At 32.2% G+C, this 23,313-nt stretch carries 24 protein-coding genes; 12 read left to right on the plus strand and 12 right to left on the minus strand.

From position 1 onward, the window contains the following. Positions 1-24: 24 nt before the first annotated feature. Together Q0912_RS04550 and Q0912_RS04555 are read right to left on the minus strand one after the other, a co-directional pair. Entirely contained in the window at positions 25-669 is a 645-nt protein-coding gene (locus tag Q0912_RS04550) for a hypothetical protein (protein ID WP_299112491.1), read from the minus strand. Between the two features lie 57 nt (positions 670-726). Next, positions 727-1,866: a beta-ketoacyl synthase N-terminal-like domain-containing protein gene (locus Q0912_RS04555; protein ID WP_299112494.1), complete on the minus strand. Its 1,140-nt coding sequence runs from the start codon at positions 1,864-1,866 to the stop codon at positions 727-729. Positions 1,867-1,992: 126 nt separating this feature from the next. Here Q0912_RS04555 and Q0912_RS04560 point away from each other — a divergent pair, with 126 nt between their 5' ends. Beyond that, positions 1,993-2,433 (plus strand): cytochrome c oxidase assembly factor Coa1 family protein, encoded by a 441-nt coding sequence (locus Q0912_RS04560; RefSeq protein WP_299112496.1) that lies wholly within the window; start codon positions 1,993-1,995, stop codon positions 2,431-2,433. Here Q0912_RS04560 and bioA read toward each other — a convergent pair. Genes bioA through Q0912_RS04580 form a run of 4 tightly spaced genes read right to left on the minus strand, consistent with a single transcriptional unit; the run spans position 2,419 to position 5,812 of the window. Continuing rightward, on the minus strand, positions 2,419-3,684 hold the full coding sequence (gene bioA, locus Q0912_RS04565) for an adenosylmethionine--8-amino-7-oxononanoate transaminase (RefSeq protein WP_299112498.1): 1,266 nt from the start codon (positions 3,682-3,684) through the stop codon (positions 2,419-2,421). The two genes, Q0912_RS04560 and bioA, sit on opposite strands and share 15 nt — an antisense overlap. Beyond that, complete coding sequence (bioD, locus tag Q0912_RS04570) at positions 3,681-4,289, minus strand: dethiobiotin synthase (RefSeq protein WP_299112500.1); 609 nt, start codon at positions 4,287-4,289, stop codon at positions 3,681-3,683. Before bioD ends, bioA begins: the two co-directional genes overlap by 4 nt. Next, on the minus strand, positions 4,286-4,666 hold the full coding sequence (locus Q0912_RS04575; protein ID WP_299112503.1) for a DUF2007 domain-containing protein: 381 nt from the start codon (positions 4,664-4,666) through the stop codon (positions 4,286-4,288). Before Q0912_RS04575 ends, bioD begins: the two co-directional genes overlap by 4 nt. After that, complete coding sequence (locus tag Q0912_RS04580) at positions 4,667-5,812, minus strand: pyridoxal phosphate-dependent aminotransferase family protein (RefSeq protein ID WP_299112506.1); 1,146 nt, start codon at positions 5,810-5,812, stop codon at positions 4,667-4,669. Positions 5,813-5,860: 48 nt separating this feature from the next. Between Q0912_RS04580 and Q0912_RS04585 the strand changes: the two genes are divergently transcribed. The 4 genes from Q0912_RS04585 (at position 5,861) to Q0912_RS04600 (ending at position 9,491) form a co-directional block, all read left to right on the plus strand. Next, complete coding sequence (locus Q0912_RS04585; RefSeq protein ID WP_299112509.1) at positions 5,861-7,117, plus strand: Y-family DNA polymerase; 1,257 nt, start codon at positions 5,861-5,863, stop codon at positions 7,115-7,117. An 89-nt stretch (positions 7,118-7,206) separates the two neighbouring features. Further along, complete coding sequence (umuD, locus tag Q0912_RS04590; protein ID WP_299112512.1) at positions 7,207-7,650, plus strand: translesion error-prone DNA polymerase V autoproteolytic subunit; 444 nt, start codon at positions 7,207-7,209, stop codon at positions 7,648-7,650. Positions 7,651-7,807: 157 nt separating this feature from the next. Next, positions 7,808-8,659, plus strand: coding sequence for an OmpA family protein (locus Q0912_RS04595; RefSeq protein WP_299112514.1), 852 nt, complete (start codon positions 7,808-7,810; stop codon positions 8,657-8,659). A 112-nt stretch (positions 8,660-8,771) separates the two neighbouring features. Beyond that, complete coding sequence (locus Q0912_RS04600) at positions 8,772-9,491, plus strand: DUF6503 family protein (RefSeq protein ID WP_299112516.1); 720 nt, start codon at positions 8,772-8,774, stop codon at positions 9,489-9,491. 66 nt (positions 9,492-9,557) lie between these two features. On the opposite strand, the gene Q0912_RS04605 is transcribed toward Q0912_RS04600, so the two are convergent. Continuing rightward, a complete protein-coding gene (locus Q0912_RS04605) occupies positions 9,558-11,357 on the minus strand; it encodes a ribonucleoside-diphosphate reductase subunit alpha (protein ID WP_299112518.1) in 1,800 nt (599 codons plus the stop codon). A 3-nt stretch (positions 11,358-11,360) separates the two neighbouring features. Then, positions 11,361-12,650: a ribonucleotide-diphosphate reductase subunit beta gene (locus Q0912_RS04610; protein ID WP_299112520.1), complete on the minus strand. Its 1,290-nt coding sequence runs from the start codon at positions 12,648-12,650 to the stop codon at positions 11,361-11,363. An 817-nt stretch (positions 12,651-13,467) separates the two neighbouring features. On the opposite strand from Q0912_RS04610, the gene Q0912_RS04615 reads away from it, so the two are divergent. Together Q0912_RS04615 and Q0912_RS04620 are read left to right on the plus strand one after the other, a co-directional pair. Further along, a complete protein-coding gene (locus tag Q0912_RS04615) occupies positions 13,468-14,202 on the plus strand; it encodes a LytTR family DNA-binding domain-containing protein (protein ID WP_299112522.1) in 735 nt (244 codons plus the stop codon). A 17-nt stretch (positions 14,203-14,219) separates the two neighbouring features. After that, on the plus strand, positions 14,220-16,148 hold the full coding sequence (locus Q0912_RS04620) for a tetratricopeptide repeat protein (protein ID WP_299112524.1): 1,929 nt from the start codon (positions 14,220-14,222) through the stop codon (positions 16,146-16,148). A 3-nt stretch (positions 16,149-16,151) separates the two neighbouring features. Here Q0912_RS04620 and Q0912_RS04625 read toward each other — a convergent pair whose 3' ends face one another. Then, complete coding sequence (locus Q0912_RS04625; RefSeq protein ID WP_299112526.1) at positions 16,152-16,724, minus strand: DUF3109 family protein; 573 nt, start codon at positions 16,722-16,724, stop codon at positions 16,152-16,154. A gap of 90 nt (positions 16,725-16,814) precedes the next feature. On the opposite strand from Q0912_RS04625, the gene Q0912_RS04630 reads away from it, so the two are divergent. From Q0912_RS04630 to Q0912_RS04640, 3 genes are read left to right on the plus strand one after another with little or no spacing between them, the layout of a single operon-like run. Next, the gene (locus Q0912_RS04630) at positions 16,815-17,396 is read left to right on the plus strand and encodes a MarC family protein (protein WP_299112528.1); all 582 of its coding nucleotides are present in this window, start codon (positions 16,815-16,817) and stop codon (positions 17,394-17,396) included. A gap of 11 nt (positions 17,397-17,407) precedes the next feature. Continuing rightward, the gene (locus Q0912_RS04635; RefSeq protein ID WP_299112530.1) at positions 17,408-17,611 is read left to right on the plus strand and encodes a hypothetical protein; all 204 of its coding nucleotides are present in this window, start codon (positions 17,408-17,410) and stop codon (positions 17,609-17,611) included. Then, entirely contained in the window at positions 17,608-18,219 is a 612-nt protein-coding gene (locus Q0912_RS04640) for an FAD-dependent oxidoreductase (protein ID WP_299112532.1), read from the plus strand. Before Q0912_RS04635 ends, Q0912_RS04640 begins: the two co-directional genes overlap by 4 nt. Here Q0912_RS04640 and Q0912_RS04645 read toward each other — a convergent pair. The 3 genes from Q0912_RS04645 to Q0912_RS04655 all read right to left on the minus strand — a co-directional run bounded on the left by Q0912_RS04645 (position 18,209) and on the right by Q0912_RS04655 (position 20,930). Beyond that, positions 18,209-19,816, minus strand: coding sequence for a S41 family peptidase (locus Q0912_RS04645; RefSeq protein WP_299112535.1), 1,608 nt, complete (start codon positions 19,814-19,816; stop codon positions 18,209-18,211). The two genes, Q0912_RS04640 and Q0912_RS04645, sit on opposite strands and share 11 nt — an antisense overlap. After that, entirely contained in the window at positions 19,816-20,247 is a 432-nt protein-coding gene (locus Q0912_RS04650; protein WP_299112537.1) for a dCMP deaminase family protein, read from the minus strand. Before Q0912_RS04650 ends, Q0912_RS04645 begins: the two co-directional genes overlap by 1 nt. 92 nt (positions 20,248-20,339) lie before the next feature. Further along, positions 20,340-20,930 carry a HupE/UreJ family protein gene (locus Q0912_RS04655; RefSeq protein WP_299112539.1) on the minus strand — a complete coding sequence of 197 codons (591 nt, stop codon included), beginning with the start codon at positions 20,928-20,930 and terminating at the stop codon, positions 20,340-20,342. 197 nt (positions 20,931-21,127) lie between these two features. Between Q0912_RS04655 and Q0912_RS04660 the strand changes: the two genes are divergently transcribed. Together Q0912_RS04660 and Q0912_RS04665 are read left to right on the plus strand one after the other, a co-directional pair. Then, a complete protein-coding gene (locus Q0912_RS04660) occupies positions 21,128-22,183 on the plus strand; it encodes an AraC family transcriptional regulator (RefSeq protein WP_299112540.1) in 1,056 nt (351 codons plus the stop codon). Between the two features lie 400 nt (positions 22,184-22,583). Next, on the plus strand, positions 22,584-23,240 hold the full coding sequence (locus Q0912_RS04665; protein WP_299112542.1) for a hypothetical protein: 657 nt from the start codon (positions 22,584-22,586) through the stop codon (positions 23,238-23,240). Positions 23,241-23,313 lie beyond the last annotated feature (73 nt).

The raw sequence follows: 23,313 nt of genomic DNA on the forward strand, positions 1-23,313 counted from the left end.
ATTTTTTATGGTTAGTAATTAATTTTATTCATTATCTAATAAATGAGTTTCACCCGTTTGAAGCTCATCAGGTTTTGATTGTGAAGGTTCAATAGGTTTTCGTGTTCGGTCTACAATAAGAATTCCGTTTGAAGTCACATCGACGACTTTTATTATGGTTCCGGATTTTAGTTCGGTTAATGCGTCTGTAAGTGCGTCGAGTTCACGTACTGTACCTTGAACATTAACACTTACTTTTCCCATACTTGAGCGATCTGCACCAATTGTCAGATAGACCTCGCCTACGGCATCTAACGCATTTTTGTAATTTAGAGTACCACTATCGCTGAGCTTACTGATAAAATAAAACAATGAAGCCATAATAACCATCATTAATAATCCGCAAACTACAGACACGATAATTGTTAAGGGTTTTGACAGACCAGCATCGATACATGCTATACCACTCCATCCAAAAATGGTAAAAAAGCCTACTAAATTTTTGAAGGAAATAAATTGAAAACCTGCACCAGCATCCGAGTCGATATCAGAATCAACATCTCCAATGTCATCTGCATCACCACCAACAAATGCCATTATCATTATGATAATAAATATCAAAGAACCAACTAAGGCTATTGACCAGTATAATTTAGATAGAAACGCTAAGTTTGAAAACCACTCTAGCATAATCATAAAGAATTAAAGGTTAAACAATTTTTATACATTCAGAATAGAGTTTTCTACCTATTTTGAAAGTATTACTGACACTGCATTACCACCAAAGCCGACGGCATTTATCATAATTTTTGAAATCTTTTTTGGATGCGATTGCTCCAAGTAAGGAATGTCAATAAATGTTTGATGGTTAAGCATAAGTATGGCCATTTCTACACTGAGTAATCCGGAAGCTCCTAGACTATGACCAACTTGTATTTTATTAGTAGTTAGAGCAGGAATTTTGTTACAAAAAATCTTTTTAATCGCATTATATTCTGCTAAATCTCCTTTTATGGTACCTGGTGTATGTGTTATTATAATATCAATATCATCTGGATTTGAATCTTTTAATGCCATTGCCATTGAGCGTTGAAAACAATCGGCATTTGTTGAAAGTGATGCGTTATGTTCTAATAATTCTGTGCCATAACCAAAACCTTCTATATAGGCTAATGCATCTTTAGATCTCCCTTTTTCTAAGCAAGCAAGTGCAGCTGCTTCACTTAGAATCATTGTATTTTCTGTTTTATTAAAGTCTAAAGCTTTGCATGGAAAATGATTATCTCGTTTTGCATAAATCTTTAATGCTTGCATTTGTGCAATGGTAAAAGATGTTAATGGGGCTTCGCTACCACCAACTAAAAATTTTTCGCACATGCCAGCGTTTAGCCAGGCCACACCATTAAGCATAGCGTGCAAAGCTGTAGAGCATGTTATAGAATGTGAAATTTCGGGACCTTTAGTTTGTAAATCGTGTGCAATCCATGAGGATATATTACCTAAGGTTGTTGTTGGAGAACTTAATGTTTCCGCTTTTTTGTTATCTAAAAACCCCTGAAAATAGTTTTCGAATAAAGTAGTTGCTCCTCTTGAGGATCCTATGTTGATTCCAAAATTATCGTTTGCAGACCACCCAGCATTTTTAATTACTGCTCTGGCTGCAAAAATTCCATACAAAACCGAATCATCAAGTTGCTTATACTTGGCATTGGAATGTCTTAGATTTTCAATTTCTTGTTTTGCTTCAACAGATAATTTAGCTACTAAATTTTCATCTTTCTTACTAAAAAAATGAGATTTAGAGATATAGTTTTTCCAGATCGTTTCCTTTGTGAAACCTAGAGGAGAAATAGATGAAATCGCAGTTATAGAAATGGGCTGATTCAATAGAAATAATGTTTACAGCAAAAGTAGTACTTAAACCCTATTTTAAAAACCAACGGTCACTATTTATTATTAAATTGTAACATAAACTTATTTTGACTTACTTACATAATAAATTAATAGAACAATATGGAAGACTATAGAAAGAAGAGTTGGTTTGGTCGTAACTGGGGATGGCTGCTTGGAGGTGGCTGCCTAATGTTTATAGTAGTAGCAGTTGTGGTTATTGGTGGCTTAATTTATAAAGTTTCAGATACTATAAAGGAGTCAGAGCCTTATACATATGCCTATGATAAGGCTGTAAAGAATGAACAAGTTATTGAATTTTTAGGTACGCCAATTGAGACCAATGGTATGGGAAACACAAGCTACAAATATTCAAATGGATCTACTACAGTAGAATTAACTATACCAATAAAAGGACCTAAAGATGAAGGTAGTATTATTGTCGATGCTGAAAAAATAAACGATGAATGGGCATACCATTTACTTTATGTGAAAATTGATGGTGAAACAGAAGCTATTGATTTATTAGATACAAATATTGAAGTGCCATTAGACAATCTCTAAAGCTTCTTCAATGACTTGATATACTACCTGAAGCTCTTTTTTAGAAATCACATAAGGAACTTGGATATAAATGGTATTACCAAGAGGTCTTAAAAAGACGCCTCTATCCATAAAGAATTTTAACAATTTGTCGCGTAAATCACCATAACGTTGCACTTTAGTGTTTAAGTCTAAGGCAAAAATAACACCTATTTGTCGTGTAGATTTTACTTTAGGATGTGTTTTTATATGGTCATTAAATACTTGATGAGATTTAATAATTCGTTTTATGTTATTTTGTATGTCTTCGGTTTGCAATAGTTCTATTGCTGCAATTGCGGCAGAACAGGCTATGGGATTCCCGGAATAGGTATGGCAATGAAAAAAACCTTTTGCCATTTCATTACTCAAAAATGCGTTATAGATATTTTGAGTGCAAGACGTTATTGCCATAGGCACTAATCCTGCTGTTAAAGCTTTGCTTAAACATATAATATCTGGCTTTGTTTCTATATAATCTGAAGCAAAATATTTACCGGTTTTTCCAAAACCTGTCATTACCTCGTCTGCTAAGGTTAAGATATTATTCTTTTTACAAAAATTCAGAATTTCATTTAGCCCATCTGCATCATGGATTGTCATGCCAGCAGCCCCTTGTATTATAGGTTCATATATAAATCCTGCGATATCGCAATTAGAAACAAAGCTTTGCAATTGGTTGAGAATATCTTCATGGTTTGTGCCATTAGGTGTAGGAATACGTTTTACCTCAATTAAAAAGTTTTCGAAAGGACCATTATAAACGGATAGGCCAGATACACTCATAGCACCAAAGGTGTCTCCGTGAAATCCATTCTCAAAAGCAAGAAATGTAGATCGTTTTTCACCCTTGTTAAAATAGTACTGCAATGCCATTTTGATACCAGCTTCAACTGCTGTAGAACCATTATCATTAAAGAAAACCTTGCTCTGTCCTTTAGGTAATATTTTTATAAGTTCTTCAGAGAGTTTAATAGCAGGTTCGTGTGTAAAATCACTAAACATTACTTGGTCTAGCTGCTGCATTTGTTTATAGGCCTTGTCAATTATATAATCGTTGCAATGACCAAACATACACGTGTACCATGAGGAAATAGCATCGATATATTCGTTACCGTCTTCATCAGTTAGGATACAACCTTTTGCTTTTACAATTGCAATACTTTCTGGCTGTAACTGATGTTGTTTTAGTGGGTGCCAAAGGTGTTTTTTATCGCGTTGCTTTAAATTCATAACTTATCTTTAAACTTTTTGGCATATTCCTTAACCACATTTTGATCAAAGTAAGGTTCGTCATTTATTCTACCTATCACATTCACTCCAGTCATTTTTTCGATAATAGATTCTGTTGATTTGTGTTCATCACCACTATAAATCAATGCAACATCAAATCCTTTTTCTTTTAAAGTATTAATAGTTAAAAGGGTATGATTAATGCTGCCTAAATAATGGCGAGACAGTACTATAACTTTATCATCGGGTTGGATGATATCTAAAATGGTTATAGAGTCGTTTAATGGTACCATCAGCCCTCCAGCTCCTTCAATAACTAAATGATGGTCAGTTTTTGGACGTTTTATATTGTTAATATCAATTTTCAATCCATCGATATCCGCTGCTCCATGAGGACTCATCGGTGTTTTTAAAGCATAACTATTTGGGTGAAAAACAGATGTAGAATTTGAAACTAAGCGTTTTACTTTATGTGTGTCGCTATTATCAAGATCACCAGCTTGTACTGGCTTAAAGTAGTCTGCATTTAAAGCTTCAACTAAAATTGCTGAAGCTATAGTTTTGCCAACGTCTGTCGAGATTCCGGTTACAAAATATGTTTTCATTTAAAGATTGTTTTACAATCATTGCAGATATACTTTTTGCTTTCAAAGAACGGAAACAACATAAAAAATAAATTTTTTCTTTCAAGATCAGCAATCAGAATTCTATTAGATGAGCATTTAGGACAGACCATTTCATTTCCATTATCGTCTTTAATATAAGTTCTTACATCGTTGTAAATCTTTACTGCTTTGTCCAGATCATCGTTGTGAACTAGTAATTTCACACCTCCAATTGCTTGGCTAATTAAAGGGTCGGAGTCAATAGTTTTTTCATCCATTAACATTGTTTGAACTCCCTCAGAATCTAACTTGGATTTGATGAGTTGTGCCTCTGTTGAATATTCAAAAACAGCTAAAATGGTGTAATTATCCCTCATTTATTTTTTAACAAAAATAGCAAGATGTTCTAACACATTTGTTATTTCGGCTTTAGAATTATAACTATGTAAACAAAATCGTAATCGTTCTTTTCCTACAGGAACAGTTGGTGACAAAATTGGTTTTACATCAAAGCCTTTGTTTTGAAGATGTTGTGCTAAGGTTTTTACTTCTTCATTTCCAGGTACAATACAGCAATGGATTGCAGAATCACTTTTAATGAATAGTTCCTGAAGCTGTAGATTAGAAGTTTCAGATTTAAAAAAAGCAATATTTTCTTTGAGTTTTTGCATTTGAGATTCTTCGCATTCGCCTTGAATGATAAGCTCATCGTATGCTGTTTTAATCGTAGCCAATGTATGTGGTGGTAGAGCTGTGGTGTATATAAAAGAACGCGAAAAATTAATGAGATAATCTTTTAAGTGTTGCGAACCTAATATTGTTGCTCCATGGCAGCCTAAAGCTTTTCCGAAAGTTATAATTCTGGCAAAAACATCATTCTCTAATCTCAATTGTTGCACCAAACCTTTATTGAAAACACCTATAGCATGAGCTTCGTCAATAATAAGATGTGCGCTATTATTTTTGCATAGCTGTACAAGTTTTTGAATGTCTGGCGAATCTCCATCCATTGAGAAGGCCGATTCTGTTATTATATAAATCTCTTCATTTTTATGTTGAACTCGTTTCAGTATCTTATCTAAATCCTCTAAATCATTATGTTTATACTTATAAGATTTAGCATTACTCATAGTAATGCCGTCTCTTATGGATGCATGTACTAATTCATCAAACAGAATTAGGTCACCACGTTGAGGTATTGATGATAATAAGCCAATATTGGCATCATACCCCGAATTGAAGATCAAAGCCGCTTCTGAGTTATGGGTTTGCGCGATTTGATTTTCAACTTTACTATAGAGAGAATGATTGCCAGATAGTAGCCGAGAACCAGTAGCACCATTTAGTTTTAAGCTATGGTTTAAGATGTACTGATGCGCTTTATCAAAAATAGGTTCTAGGGTAGAAAACCCTAAATAATCGTTTGACGAGAAATCGATTAGATCTGATTCTGAACCTAATTGTCTAAAAGCGTTATTTGCTTTTCGTTTTTTGAGTTTATTATCTAGTTTTTTTGGTAGCATTAATCAAAGATAGTTAAAACCTGAGAGGTCTTTTGTATCTTTACATTTATGTATGCTTTAGTAGATTGTAATAATTTTTATGCGTCTTGTGAGCGCGCTTTTAATCCTAATTTAGAAGGCCAGCCAGTTGCTATTCTTAGTAATAATGATGGCTGCGTTATTTCTATGAGCGATGAAGCAAAAGCCTTAGAACTACCATTTGGTGCTCCCATTTTTAAGTGGGAGGGGTTTTGCAAAGTAAATAACATTAAAGTACTATCATCAAATTATCCATTATATGGTGATATGAGCAGTCGTGTAATGAAAATACTTGAGCAGTTTACACCAGATGTGGAGGTTTATAGTATAGATGAAGCTTTTCTTCAGTTTAAAGGTTTTGATGCGTATGATTTTGAAGACTACGGAGATCAAATTAGAGAACGTATCCTTAAGTGGACCGGTATCCCAACCTGTGTTGGCATAGCACCAACTAAAGCATTAAGTAAAGTTGCCAATAAGATTGCAAGGAAATTTCCTGAAGAAACAAAAGGATCGTATGTTATAGACTCTGAAGAACGTAGAATTAAAGCTTTAAAATGGATAAAACTAGAAAGTGTTTGGGGCATTGGACGAGGCTTACAAAAACGATTAAAAGCTAGAGGTTGTAAGACAGCCTATGATTTTACACAGTTATCGGATGAATGGGTTAGAAAAACATTTTCAATCACGGAGTGGAAACTTAAAAAAGATTTAGAAGGTGTTTCAAAAATTAAACTAGACGAACCCACTCAAAAACGTGCTATAGCTACAACCCGAAGTTTCGATTATACTTATGATGATATCAATTACATAAAAGAACGCGTTTCTACTTTTGCAACAAGTTGTGCTGAGAAATTACGAAAACAAGGTTCTAGTTGCCATATGGTTATTGTAACATTGAGTAGTAACAGACATAAAAAAGAAGAGGAGCAACATCGTGCAAGTAAAATAGTGAGCTTTCCGTATCCTACAGACTCATCATTATTAATTAGCAGAGCAGCTGTTAATGCTGTAAAATCTATTTACAAAGCAGGTGTTAAGTATAAAAGGGCAGGGGTTATCGTTGCAGGTTTAGTGCCTACAGATAATTATCAGTTAGATATGTTTTATAAAGAAGACCCTAAGCACAAGCCTTTAATGTCTGCCATTGATGACATTAATAAAAAATACAAAAGCGATAAAATTAAATTAGGGAGTCAAGATTTAGAACGGACCTGGAAAATGCGACAAGAGCGCCTTTCGCCCAGATATACGACAAATATAAAAGATATCATTGTCGTAAAATAAATGTAGAAACTATTTAATAAATTGGCGTACTTTGACGGCATTCAGTGTTGGTTACAAAAACTTTTCTTAATAGAAGAAAACAGAAAAATATGATAGTACATAAATCGAATAACTTAACTTTTTTTATTCCAGAATATATTGAAGACGCTGGAGCGAATTTCTTTGATACCAGAATTCCGGCAGGTTTTCCGTCGCCAGCAGATGATTTTAAAGAACAACGCTTGTCTTTAGACGATGAGTTAGTTAAAAATAAAGAAGCTACATTTTATGCTCGAGTAAGTGGGCAATCTATGATTGGTGCTGGATTAGATGATAATGATTTATTAGTTATCGATAGAAGTTTAGAACCAGAAAATAATAAAATTGCGGTATGCTTTTTAGATGGTGAGTTTACTGTAAAACGCCTTAGAGTATCCGATGGAGAAGTTTGGCTTCAACCAGAGAACCCAGATTACCCAATTATAAAAATAACTGAGGATAATAATTTTATGATTTGGGGAATTGTTACTAATGTAATTAAAAAACTATACTAATAAATCGCCCTTAATTAGCCAGAAAATTTCAGTTAGAGGTGATCTAAAACGTACGTTTTAGATCACTTTTTTTATAAAAACATGCTTTTCAACATCCAAAAAATGTATTTGGTCGTATATGTAAGTGTATTGAATAAATTAACCTAAAAACTTAGACATGAAAAAAATTTCAATCCTTTTAGTGGCAACAATTCTTTTGAGTTCTTGTGTTTCAAAAAAGAAATACTTAGCCCTGGAACAAGAGAATGGTGAAATTAAAAGTCAACTAACCAAAACCCAAGTCGAAAAAGAAGACTTAGAAAACAAATTTGCTAAAATTCAGGCACGTGTAGATAGATACAATGATAAGATTAGCTCATTAAATGAAGATGTGGAAGGTCTTAAAATTGAAAACGACATTAAACTAGATGTTAATGCAGATGGTACTGTAATTTCTAATGAAAGCAAACGTAAAATGTTGGCAACTTTAGAAAATGTGGATCCTGCAAAATTAGCTGAAGCCAAAACTCTAAAAGATTCTATGAACATAGCAGTTCAGTATAATCTTGAAAAAACTATGGATACTTCAGATTTAAATGAAGATGAAGATATTGCTGTAAACATTAACGAGACTGTGGTGATGATTTCAATTTCGGACAAGATGTTATTTAATACGGGTAGTTATAGAATTAGCAGTAAGGCTAATAATATCCTTCAAAAATTGGCAGATGTTATTAATTCTGAAGAGAGTATAGATGTTATGGTCGAAGGTCATACAGACTCTAGAAGTATTAATACAGAAAAGATTAAAGACAATTGGGATTTGAGTGTATTAAGAGCAACATCTGTAGTTAGAAAACTACAGAACAAATACAATGTAGATCCTGCAAAACTAATTGCATCTGGTCGTAGTAGTTACCAGCCTTTGGTTGAAAACAACACCAGAGAAAACCGTTCTAAAAACAGAAGAACGCGCATTATACTAATGCCAAATATTGATAAATTCTTTGCTTTAATGGAGGCAAATTAATTGATCCATTATTTTTATAGAGGTGAAAAAAAAGCACTCTCCCGTATAGTTCGGCATTGAGTGCTTTTTACTTTTTATAAATGTTGTAATTTGTAGAAAACAAAAATCATTTATGAAATCAATTATTGCCATTTTATTTTTCTGCTTCTCGCTTCTTTGTATATCCCAGAATATTTCTGCAGAGCAATTACTTGAAAAAGCTATAGAATATCATGACCCAAATGATAATTGGTCAAAATTTAAAGCGCAATTTACTGTAGAAATGACTACACCCAATTCACCAAAACGAACGAGTATCATTAGGATTGATTTACCGAATGAACATTTTGCAGTTAGAGCTACTAAAGACACAACCACAACAGTTTACACCATATCAAAAGGGAAGTGCAGTATGGTTTTAAATGGTAAAAACTTAGATAGTACTTCTGCCAAAAAAAAGAAAATGTCTTGTGAGAGAGCTATACTATACAAGAATTATTATACCTACCTCTATGGTCTACCAATGAAACTAAAAGATTCTGGTACAAATCTCAGTGATAAGGTTGAGTATAAAACTTTTAAAGGCAAAGAATATCTGGTGTTAAAAGTGACTTATGATGAAGCTGTTGGTAGCGATGTTTGGTATTTTTATTTTAACCCCAAAACCTATGCTATGGAAGTTTATCAGTTTTTTAAAACGGATAAAAATGGTAAGGAAAAACCAGATTCTGGAGAGTATATTTTGCTGTCAGGTGAAGCTTTAATTAATAATATAAAAATGCCTAAGGTTAGAGTGTGGTATTATAATAAAGATGATAAGTATTTAGGTACGGATACTTTGGTTGAGAATTAAAAAAAAGCATCTCAGAAATGAGATGCTTTTTTAATTTATTGAGAAGCTTTTTTCAAAGGTATTTGTTTACCCTTCGCAACTCGTACATTCCTTTTTCTGCTTAAATTTCTGTGCAGCATTCATACTGTGTTGGTAGTACAAGGACTTTACTCCTAATTGCCAAGCCGTAACGTAAATTTTATTAATGTCCTTAACAGGCATATCTGGGTGTACCATAATATTTAATGACTGTCCCTGATCAATATGATTTTGCCTATTTGCCGCTTGATAAATAAGGGTCATTTGATCAATTTCAGAATAGGTTTTAAAGACATCTTTTTCGAGGTCAGTAAGTCCTTCTAAGTGCTGTACAGAACCATCGTAATCACGTATGCTCTTCCAAACTTCAACCGTATCCATGCCTTTTTCTTTCAAAAGTGCTTTTAAAAATGGATTTTTAATTGTTGTTTTTATTTTTGCGATATCCTTAACATAACTGTTAGACCAGATTGGCTCAATACCTTGTGATACTTGCCCTAAAATAAATGCAGATGATGTTGTAGGTGCTACCGCATTTAACGTAGTATTACGTCTTCCGTACCCTTTTAACACTTCTGGCTCACCAAATTTCTCTGCTAACTCTTCAGATGCTTTAACGGATTTTTCTTTTATTGTCTTAAAGATTTCACTGTTAAGGTTAAACGCTTCCTGACTATCAAATGGTAACATCTTAGACTGTAATAATGAGTGCCATCCTAAAGCTCCCATGCCTAAAGCTCTGTTTTCTTTAGCGAAATTATAAGCTTTCTCCATAAACAAGAATGTTTGTTGATCATCACGATCTGGGGAATCTCTATACACTTCTAGCTTCGTTACAAATTCTTCTAAAACGGCATCTAAGAAATAGATCATAGTTTCAACAGCATCTGTATTCTTCCACTTATCGTAGTGTAATAAATTGATAGAAGACAATACACATACAAAAGACCATCTGTCGTTAGTTGGTAACATGATCTCTGAGCACAAATTACTTGCATAGATTTCGTGTTTGTTTTCTTGGTACACTTCTGGTGCAGCATTATTAGCATTATCCTTAAAGAAGATATAAGGATATCCTATTTCGCCTCTTCGTTGTAATACTTTTGCCCAAATCGCTCTTTTGTCTGTGTCACCATCGATCATTTCTTGCATCCACTCATTACCAACTGTAACCCCATGTGTTAACTCCTGTATTGGATTACCTTCAGTACCGATTTCTAAAAATTCGTGTATATCATTATGTTCAATGGGTAGGTATGGGGAAAAACGACCACGTCTTACAGATCCCTGGCTTACAACATCAACCATTTTTTCAAACAATTGCATAATATGTACAGCACCTGAAGACTCACCATTATTTTTAACTGGTGCACCTCTATGACGAAGCTTACCAAAATAACCAGAGGTTCCACCACCTAGCTTAGACATCATACCAACTTCTGATTGCGTGTAGAGAATATCTCCCATATCATCAGAAATGTGAGAACCAAAACAACTGATTGGTAAACCACGTTTTTTACCAAAATTAGACCATACAGGTGACGCTAAAGAGTAAAAGCCTTCAGCCATATAACCATAGAATTTATCTGCAAAACCGTCAATCTTTAGGATACGTTCTGCATTATTGGCAATTTCTCTAATTCTTGCTTCGGGAGTAGTACCTTCTGTAAGATAACCAGAGGATAAAAATTTGCGACTATGGTCTGTTAACCATTTAATTTCGGGCTCTGTTTTTGCCTCTTTAATGGCTTCTTTTCGGGCTTTAATTAATTCATCGTGAGGTGAAGTTGTTGTAGTTTGAGGGTTTACTACTTTGTTTTCGAGGTCTAAGTTAGTTTTGTCGTTCATGGTTTAAAATAAGTCGTCGCTAGTTATACTTTTAGTTCTTTTGCTATAGTTGATAGAGCGTTTTACAAAGAAATCTCCGTGCTTAGTGCCAATGATTTCATCATCAAACCATTCGGTCTGCTCTATTAAGCTCTCGTCAATGTCAAATATTTTTTCAATGCCGATGCTTTCAAGGGAATTATTGAATCTGTTTTTTATAAACTCGTTTATTACATTTTTAGGGAGGAAGTCTAATTCACCTGCTTCAAAAATCCAATCAATGATTCTACTTTCAGAATCAAAGGCTTCTTCACACATTACCTTAACAATGGTATTGTATTCTTCGCCAAACCATGTTGGATTTTCGTCTTTAATGATTTTAATAATGTCAATACCAAAATCCCCGTGAATTTGCTCTTCTTTAGAAGTTGCTTCAACGACATTAGAAATACCTTTAAGCATATTCTTATGTTTATTAAAGGCCATTATGATTAAAAATTGTGAAAACAAAGACACGTGTTCTATAAAGAGTGAGAACAATAAAATAGATTCTGCATATTCTTTGTTATCATCACTTTTTGCATTTTTTAAAGCGGTTTCTAAATAATGAACACGTCTCATTATTACAGGATTCTTCTTTAATCTTTTAAACTCATTATTAAGCCCAAGAATTTCTAATAAATGAGAATAAGCATCGTGATGACGTACTTCACTCTCAGCAAATGTTGCGCCTACAGATCCAATTTCTGGTTTTGGCATTTTATGGTAAATGTCTCCCCAAAATGATTTTACTGCAACTTCGATTTGCGAAATTGCAAGCATTGTATTTTTTATAGCATTTTGCTCAACAATGGTAAGTCTGGTTTTAAAATCTTGAATATCGCTGGTAAAGTTAAATTCTGAATGAATCCAATACGAATGTCTAATTGCATCTACATATTCGTTAAGCGCAGGATATTCATAGGGTTTTAGGTTAATGCGTTTTTCAAAAATATTTGTCTTTCTATTTCTGGCTTGTTCATCTCTGTATAAAATATACGCTTTAGCAACATCCAGAAATGCACTGTCCATTAATTTAACTTCAACAAGATCCTGTACTTCTTCTACAGTCGGTACGTATTTATAATCATTAGCTTTTCTGTCTAATAATTCTTGCAATACCTTTACGGCGATAGCATTTGCATCTTCTTTGGTACCATTACCAACAGACATCATCGCTTTTTCTACAGCATTAGAAATTTTATTTAAAACAAATGGGCTTGTTTCATAATCTCGCTTTATAATTTCTGTGATTTCTAGTTGTCTGGTATCCATAATTTGTCTTAATTTTTAGGCTAAAAGACCTGTGGAATAATTGCTTAATTACTCCGAATTCAATTAGCAAAAGCCGTAATATTGTGTTAAAATTCTCCTATTAAGAGGGAATAAAAAGAGGCGTGAAATTTTCAAAAACAGAGATTTTTTTTAAAGGCTAAAAAACCGCTACTAAAATCTATTTTCTACTTTGCCCTGAACAAAGATTGATAATTGTCATTAAAATTAAAAGACAATATCGTAAACGTTGTCAACAAGTTTTTAACAAACTAAGGGATTGCCCATAAAACCTAATGTTTTACTAAATTTTATTTTAATACACTGATAATCAAATACTTAAATATATATACGTATTATTTTTTTTGTAGGTTTTATCGTATTAAAACCAAGGTTAATAGCCGTGTTTATTGATGGTTTGTAATTTGATTTTGTGAAGATGTGTAACGAAAAAGAGCGTTTATATAAACGCTCTTTTTCTCCCTAATAACTAACTAAGTAATGAAAAGCAACTTTTAATTGCTCTATAACAAATTAACACTCAAATAAAAACTTAAGGTTTCATTTGATGATTACATTTAACCTTAAGAGAAAACCCTCAATTTACTCTTAAAAGGGGTCAGTTTTGCATTACAAATATTATTATAAATACAAGCATCTCATAACCAAAATGTGTAAATGGTAAAAAAACGTGTATAATTGGTTATGAGTAAGTTATCTATTTGTTAGCAACATACTATACATAAAATCTAACACGATATACATAAAAGCATTTTAGTAATTTAGGATATACATATATTTATAATCTATATATTTAACTATGTTAAAATCAGTGATTGTTGATGATGAGCCAAAGGCTATTCAAAGTCTAATTTGGGAACTTAATAACTTTAAAGAAGATATTGAGGTTACAGCGTCTTTTACGGATCCAGAAGAAGCGCTAAAGTATTTAGCATTAAATACCCCAGATTGCTTGTTTTTAGATGTACAGATGCCTACAATTGGTGGTTTTCAGTTTTTAGAACAGTTAGAGCAAATTAATTTTGCCGTTGTTATTACTACGGCTTATGATGAGTACGCTATAAAAGCACTTAAGCACGAAGCCATAGACTATCTCTTAAAACCAATTGATTCTGATGACTTAAGAGAAACTATAGCTAAAATAAGAAAGCATAGCGACCGCAATCTAAATGCTGCTAAGTTTGAACGTATGTTATCAAACTTTAATACAAAATTCGATAAAAAACGAATTACAATAAATGCTGATGGAAAGTTGCTTTTTTTAGACGTAGATGACATTATATATGTAGAGTCGGATGGTAATTACAGTACACTTTTTCTCCAAGATCAGAAAAAAATTGTGGTAACTAAAAAGCTTAAGGAGGTCGATTCTATTCTTCCGGAGCATTATTTCTTTAGAATTCATAATTCGTACATTATTAACCTAAATAAAATAAAGGCATTTATTAAAAATGAAGGTTACGTTATCATGGATAGCAATCATAAAATACCTGTTGCTAGGCAACGAAAATCTGATTTTCTGGAAAAATTATAATCAAAAAATCGTGAGAATTGAATAATAGCGTTTCAAATAAAATAGTGATCTTTTTCTTAGTGTTAAGTATCTATGCTTTAACTGGAAATGCTCAACACCTAGTTTTTGAATCTGCGATAGATAACATTAACAAAACTAAACCATCAACTTACATTGGTATTGATTCTTTGCTTAAACCTTTTGAAAAGGATAGCGTAAAGATGAGGCAGGCACTAGATAGGTTTAAATTGAACACCTATAATGAAGGTGCTAGCTATGCTCTTAACGCATTAGGAGTTATACATAGAAATATCTCTAATTATGATAAATCCATAGAACTACATAAAGAAGCTAAATTTTTTGCAGATAAAGCTAATAATGATGAATTACGGATTGTAAGTCTTAACATGATTGGTGTAGCTTATAGACGTTTGGATATTATAAAACCTGCTCTAGACTACCATACCCAAGCTTTAAAGATTGCCTATGAGTTTAGTGATCCTTCACCGACGGTAAGCTATAATATTGCGGTTTCGCAGAATAGTATAGGTAATATTTATTTAGCACTTAAGCAATATGATATTGCTCTTATACAATTTAAAAAATCACTAGAAATAGAAGAAAAAGCAGATAATAAGCTAGGTTTAGCTATAAACTATCATAATATCGGTTATGCAGAAGAAGAAAAAGGAAATTTAGATGTGGCATTAGCCAATTATGAAAAATCTTTATACTATAACGAAGCCATCAATTCTGAAATTGGTAGAATGATATGTTTTAATAGTATTGGTGGCATCTATCTTAAAAAAGAGAATTATAAGAATGCAGAACCCATAATTAAAGATGCTTTAAAAAAAGCTTTAGCTTTAAAGGATCAGTTCTACATAGCATCATCCTATATTAATTTAGGTCAGTTAGAGATTGAATTAGATCAAATTTCGGAAGCAGAAAAAAACCTAAAAAAAGGTCTTGAAGTTGCCAATACTTATAGCTTAAAATCTTCAATTGCTTCGTCTAGTAAATTACTATCTGAAGTCCATCAAAAAAAAGGAAATTATAAAGCGGCTTTAGAATATTATCAAAAAGCTGTTGGTATAGAAAATACTATTCTTACAGATCAAAATCTTCAGTATGTTAATGATATTGTTATTGAATATGAAAACGAGAATAAGAATAATCAGATCAAAGCATTGGCTTCGGAGAACGAAGCTGTACGTTTACGATTAGAGCGTAATAAAAACATTTTTTGGTATTCAATGTTGGCCCTATTTTTATTTGGCATTGCCATGTTTATTATTAATAGAAACAGAACATTAAAGCAGGATAAGCAAATTTTAACCTTAGAGCAGGATATGTTGAGAAGCCAAATGAACCCTCATTTTATTTTTAATTCACTTAATTCTATAAAGCTCTATATTATTAATAATGAAAAAGAAAATGCGGTGTATTATCTCAATAAGTTTTCGAAATTAATCCGTAAAATTTTAATTGCTTCTAAGGAAAAAGAAACCACACTACAAGACGAACTCGATACTATGAAGCTTTACATGAATATTGAGAATATTCGTTTTGATAACGAAATAGATTTTAATATAAATGTAGATAAATCTATAAATACAGAAGTTACCAAGGTGCCATCATTGATTCTACAGCCGTTTTTAGAAAATGCATTATGGCATGGTTTATCCTCTAAACCAAATGATAAAAAGATAGACTTAAATGTATTTAAAAATTCTTCGGATTATATCACAGTTGAAATTATAGATAATGGTATTGGTAGAATAGCCTCAAAGAAAATTAAAGACAACAAAAAGTTAAAACGAAAATCTGTTGGTATAGATATTACCAAAGCTCGTTTGGCCAACTTTTCAAAAGCTTTCGAACATTCTTATACTTTAGATATTGATGATTTATACGAAAGAAACATCCCTTCAGGTACCAGAGTAACTCTAAATATTCCGGTATAAAAATTACTTTCCGAAGTTTTTCTCAGCTATCTTTTCTAATTCAGCATACCAATCTTCACCAAATTTTCTAATAAGGGCTTCCTTTACAAATTTATAAACAGGTACCTGTAATTCTTTTCCTAATGAACACGCGTCATCGCAGATTTCCCATTTCTCGTAGTTAACACCAGAAAATTCTGAATACTCTTTTACTCGTATTGGGTACAAATGGCAGGATACGGGTTTTTTCCAAGATATTTCACCTTGATTATAAGCCTCTTCAATAGCACACAAAGCAGTGTTCTTTTCATCAAAAATGACATAAGCACACTCAGCTCCATTAATGAGTGGTGTTTCTAAATCTCCAAACACTGTTTTTACAGAAGTTCCCTGAGCTTCTATAACCTCAACACCTTCTTTTCTAAGAAAAGGCTTCACTTTAGGGTAGATGTCGTTAAGAATTTTCACTTCCTCTTCATCTAAAGGAGCACCAGCATCACCATCAATACAACAAGCACCCTTGCATGCTGACAAATTACAGACAAAATCCTTTTCGATAATATCTTCTGAAACGATTGTTTTTCCTAGCTGAAACATGCCACAAAAATAGTTAAACTTTACTGTAATTTAATATTGAAAATCAGTAATAAAACCTCACCTTTGCCGCGAAATTTAAAATTAGATATCATGGAATTAAATTTTAAAGAAATATTTACAGCCTTTATGGTGCTTTTTGCTGTAATAGATATCATTGGAAACATACCTATTATTATAGATTTGCGTAAAAAAGTTGGACACATTCAAAGCGAAAAAGCATCGCTTATTGCTGGTGTGATAATGATTATATTTTTGTTTTTAGGTCAAAGTTTACTGTCGCTTATAGGTATTGATGTTAATTCATTTGCTGTAGCTGGTGCGTTTATTTTATTTTTTATAGCGCTAGAGATGATATTAGGTATAACGCTCTACAAAGACGACGAAAATAGCGCTATTACAGCTTCTGTATTTCCTTTAGCATTCCCGCTTATTGCTGGCCCGGGAAGCTTAACCACTTTACTATCATTACGTGCAGAGTTTGCTATAGAAAATATTATCGTAGCCGTAATATGTAATGTCTTAGTGATTTATATTGTATTAAAAACATCAGCACGAATAGAAAAAATACTTGGACCTAATGGTATTAACATTATAAGAAAAGTTTTTGGTGTAATTTTGTTGGCAATCGCAGTTAAATTATTTGCCCATAACATTAAAGCGTTATTGGTATAAACACTTATAATATGAAGATATTTACTATAGTTTTAAGCATTATTGCATTAGGCTTGATAATTTTTAACGCTACAAAGTTAAATTTTGAAACACTTTTTGAAGGAGAAAGCTATACAGCGATTATCACAATTATTGCTGCATTGTGTGCTATTATTTTGCTTCAAATTCTCAGAATATCAAAAAAAATAGAAATTTTAAGTAAAAAACGTAAATGAATTTTGATGCCTTAATAGTTGGAGGCGGAGCTGCAGGCTTATCTTGTGCTTTGGTTCTAGGTTCTGCAAAGGATAAAGTTTATGCTAAAGATAAAAGCATAGGTGTTATAACCCATCAGAAAACATCACATCTCCAAAATGCTTTGTTTAATAATGTTTTAGGCTTAAAACCTGGTGCTTTAGGGGCTGAGATTTTAGACAATGGAAAGAAGCAACTCAAAGACCTATATCCTCATGTAGTTCAAATTGAGAAAGAGAAGGTGACTCGAATAGAAAAATACACTAATGGGTTTAAAGTTTTAACGAATAAAAACGAATACGAAACAAAAATTGTAGTCGTAGCTGTTGGTTATACTAATTTAATGACCATAAAAGGTCTTGAGAGTTATATAGAACCTCACCCAAGAGCTAATTCTGAGAAAAATAGAATTTGGCTAAAAAACTCAAATCATTTAGTAGAAGAAAATCTATATGTGGCTGGTACTTTAGCGGGTTGGCGAAGTCAATTTTCTATGGCTAGCGGAAGCGGATCGCATGTTGCTACAGATATTTTAACGCTTTGGAATAATGGAAAACATACCAAAGTACACGACAAGGTTACTGTTTAAAATTAGGATATTCGGTACTTATAAGAATGATTTCTTGTACCATAATATCTTCTTTGTTTAGAATTTCTTCAAAAGCATTATCATCAAACAACTGGCGTGCTAAAGTCGCTTTTATGAGTCGTCTTATCTCATCATTATAAGCTACAAAAGTGATATTTGTTCCTTCTTTTCTATTAACGTATTCTTGAAAACGTATTACGATATCATCACTTACTTCAAAATTATTTATAAAATCGTACTTGGTTACATTTTGGTAAGCACTTCGGTCTTTGTCTAATTCTTCAAAAACAAAATAACCAAAATGGCCTCTTCGTCTCAAATAATTAATAGTTTCATTATCAAATGAGCGATCTACAGGGACAAAAACATCTGGTATAATACCACCACCTCCATAAACAACTTTACCTTTAGGAGTAATAAATTTTAAGGAATCATCAACTTCAATACTTGCTTCGTCAGCCAATTCACCAGTCCTTAAACGTTTATAGTAATCATTATAATAAGCGTGGTTGTCACCATTGGTGTAGGGTCTTTGTATAGAACGGCCAGTTGGTGTATAATATCTTGAAACCGTTAGACGTACAGCACTACCATCACCTAAAGCCATTTCGCGTTGTACTAAACCTTTACCATAAGAGCGTCTGCCAATTATAATCCCTTTGTCATTATCTTGAAGTGCTCCTGCAATAACTTCACTGGCTGAAGCGGAGTTTTCATTTATTAAAATATATATTTCACCTTCTTCAAAATCACCTCTACCAGTGGCATATGTGCGTTCTTCTTTTCCTTTTTTATCTCTTGTAAATAAAATGAGTTTATCATCTTCTAAAAACTCATCAGCAATTTGCTCTGCAATACCTAAAAACCCACCAGGATTATCACGCAAATCTAAAGCGAGTTTCATAGCACCTTGATCTTGTAACTCATCTAATGCAGATTTAAATTCTTTAAAACTAGACTCGGCAAAGCGGTTCATCTTTATATATCCTAACTCATCTGTGAGCATATAAGATGCTACAACACTTTTAATAGGAATATCTTCGCGTCTTAACTTAAACTCTAAAAGCTTATCTTCTCCTTTTCTATAGACCGTTAACTTCACTCTGGAGTTTTTCTCTCCTTTAAGTTTTTTGGATATGAAACCATTAGTGACATCTTTTCCATAGATAGCTTCACCATCGGCTAATAGAATACGATCTCCCCCCATTATACCCGCACGTTCACTAGGACCTCCTTCAGTAGGTTTAATAACTGCAATAGTGTCTTTGTATGGGTAATAATTAATACCAATACCAACAAAATCACCTTTCATGTTTTCGGTAATACGTTGTAAATCTTCTTTAGGGATATAAGTAGAATGTGGATCTAAGTTGTCTAAAATTCCATTTACGGTGACATCTACTATACTATCTGTATTAACTTCATCAACATATTCATAATCTATATAGTCTATAAGTCGGTTGAGCTTATCTTTTTTACTGTTAGTAGTAAAAAGATTATCTGAAGTATCAGTGAAATTCAATTTTCCACCAATGACAACTCCCGTAGCAATTGCTATTCCAATAATAAGCGGTATGTATTTATTTTTTGTTGCCATTAGGATTTTAAATCTTCTATAAGTTCTAATTCTATACCAGCTTTTGCTAAAAATTGCAATCCGGAATCATCCTTATAAGTTTTATGATAAACTACTCTGACAATTCCTGCCTGATGAATCAATTTACTACATTCTTTGCATGGTGACAACGTAATGTATAATGTTGCGCCTTTACATGATTGTGTTGATGCTGCTACTTTTAAAATAGCATTAGCTTCAGCATGCAATACATACCATTTTGTGTAACCTTCTTCATCCTCGCAATAATTTTCAAAACCTGTTGGTGTGCCATTATATCCATCAGAAATTATCATACGATCTTTTACAATAAGAGCTCCGACTTGTTTACGTTTACAATGCGATAGTTTTCCCCATTGTTGTGCAATGCGTAAATACGCCTTGTCGTATCGTAATTGTTTTTTCTTTGGCATTAATTATTTAATACAATGTAAGTAACGAATATAAAAGGATAGAATTGTATACGCAATTTACTTGTCGTTAAAGTTTTACCAAACTTTTAAGATTAGTTGAGCAAATCGCTTTCAATTATCATAGGGATAACAAGTCCGATAACAATTGCTGAGAGTACCATAACCCAATCGCGCCTAGAAAACCTAAATATAGTCTGACATAAAAACCCTAGGAATAAAACCACAAAAACAATAATAATTTGTGCTATTTCAATGCCTAAAGCAAACTCAATAAGAAGCTCTACTTTGTTTTCAGATTGACCAGCAAACATCTTAAATTCTCTGGCAAAACCTAAGCCATGTACTAATCCAAAAAATAAAGTTGTAAAAAATAAAAGCCCAACTTTAGTACTTTTATCTTTTTTACCTGAGGTAAATACATTGTAGATTGCTGCAATTAATATAGTTACAGGAATTAAAAACTCAACAAGTTTTCCATTAACACTAACAACACCATAAGCTGCCAAAACTAAGGATAAGGTATGTCCTAAAGTAAACATGGAGACCAAAAGTAGTACACGTTTCCAATCTTTAAATACATAAGGAACGGCTAATACCATTAAAAAGAGAACATGGTCATAACCGTTAGGATCTAAAACATGGTTAATGCCATACTGTACATTAAACCAAAAGTTATCTAACATAATTAATTCATTTGGGATGACTCAAATTTACAATTAAAATTCATAAAAAAGTCTTAAGAAAATCTTTAAGCTTTTTATGAATAAGTAGAAATATCTTCATGTTAGTGACCATGCGTTATTGAGTTGAGGAAAATTTAACAAATATATAAGATAATTCTATCTGTAATTTATGAATATTAAGACGCTAGAATATCAGAATGGATCCAACTTTATCAAATCAGTTTTTTTCGTTTAAGAACGGGCTTGAGCTTGTAATTAGTGTATTAGCAATTGCACATGGTTTATTTTTAATACTTAAGTCTAAGAGAGATAATCTATTAGTATTGTCTAGCGTCTTTTTTATTTTATTAGGATTACACTTCTTGCTTCTCAACCTTAAAAACTTCTTCAATTTTGAAACATTATTTGTCCTTATATTAATCTTATCTGCTTACGGTCCAATCTTGTATTTAATGACATGCGAAGTATTAGGTTTGAGATATAACTTCAAAAACAAAGTAAAAAGGTTGGTTCTTATTAATTCCTTATCTCTAGCCATATATCTGTTTATTAATCTGGAAAATAAAGTTGTTTTATGGAATCTCTATATTTTGATTTTCATAGTTATCACATTGTTTAAGCTCAATAAGGATAAAGTAATTACTAGATCCCCCCTTGTTAGCACCTGGCTTAAACAATTAGTTTTAATTTTTGGACTTATAAATATTATGTATCTGGGTGTTTATATATTAAGGAATGGTAGTGTAGCCTCATACCTAAGTGCTAAGATTCCCTTTACGTTTCTTTTCTTGATCTTATTGATCAACAGTTTTAGATTTTTCTTTAAAACGCCTAATTTGTTAGTTAAGAAAAGTTACTTAAAAACTCACGAAGACAAAGTATTATTTGAAGAAATAGCAAATTCTATTAACCAATTAATGGAAAATGAACAACTTTTTTTGGATTCTGAACTTAGTCTTAATGATTTAGCAAATAAACTAAATCAAAATAAGCGATTGGTTTCAGATGTTATTAATAGAAATTTTGGATTAAGTTTCCATAGATACGTTAATGAACTAAGACTTAAAAAGGCAGTTCGGATTATGGAAGAAGATAAAGCAAACAGGAAATTAATCAAGGAGATTATGTATAACTCTGGTTTTAATAATAAGGTAAGCTTTAACAACGCATTCAAGAAAAAATATAATTTAACTCCATCAAAGTTTAGGTACAGTTTACATGATGGAAGTAAAAAAACTAATATGCATTTGTAGCATTTACCTACAAACTCTTTTCGTATTACAAATTTGGTAAACAAACAGGTTGGTTTACTATTAGCTTATCGAGCTTAACATATTTTAACTTTTGATAAGTATAAATTCGTAAGTATATAATTTCTAAACTGCTTCAATTTATTTTAGGATTTCTAGATAAAGATTTCAAAATAACTATCGATTAAAATATTAGTTGTTATGTACAAGCAGATTTTCGATAGAATAGATATATCACAACATTAACTCTCAATCATTACTCCTTATGTCTTTAAAAACAAAAAAAAACTATTTCAATTTATTTTTTACAGCTGTTTTAATGTTATCACTATTTATATCCTGTCGATCAAAAGCTAAACTTGTTAAAACTTCTTGGTATGATATAGATAAAGCAAATTTAGAAATGAGCCGTGATAGTTTTAATATGTATAATCCCGAAGGTAAAAAAGTTGGAACGATGCTTACGAAGACATTTATTGAGAAAGAAAAAATATATTATTCGGATATTTCTCAATTTGATAATGGCTCTATTTATGAAGAAGCCTTCTTTGTAATTGATAAGGAATCACTCAGAACCGAATCAGTGAATATATATTTTAAAATTGGAGAGAACTACCAACGAATAGAATATAATATCACTAATAAATCTCTACAAGGAAGCAATACTTTAAGCATAGGTGGGAAATTAACAACTAAAAAAATAGATACCATTATTGATTTTGATGTCGTTAGACCTGAAATATTTGCTTTAATAAATGGAGTCGTAAACCTAAAAAAAGACACATTAAAGTTAAAAGTATTAGAGCCAACAAGTCTAAGGGTTGCTAATGCTTCATTAAAGTTTGAAGATAACCAGGAGGTTAAAATCCAAGATGAGCTTCATAAGGTTAAAAGAATATCACTCAATGGTGGTAGAGTAGTGCCAGACAATATTATTTATGTTGGTGACTTCAAGCTTAAAAAAGTTGATGTTGTAAAGCCTAGTTTAGAAATCTGTCTTGTCAAATCTAAAAAAATTGAACATACGGATTCTAAAAAACTACATTTTATAGAATTGTGATAATAGTTTACTATAGCATTGCATTTTGTAGAGCCTAACGATTAAGTGTATCTATCTGCTGTTCATAATTAGA

This window comes from uncultured Winogradskyella sp. (assembly GCF_947498345.1).
In the GTDB taxonomy this organism is placed as follows: domain Bacteria; phylum Bacteroidota; class Bacteroidia; order Flavobacteriales; family Flavobacteriaceae; genus Winogradskyella.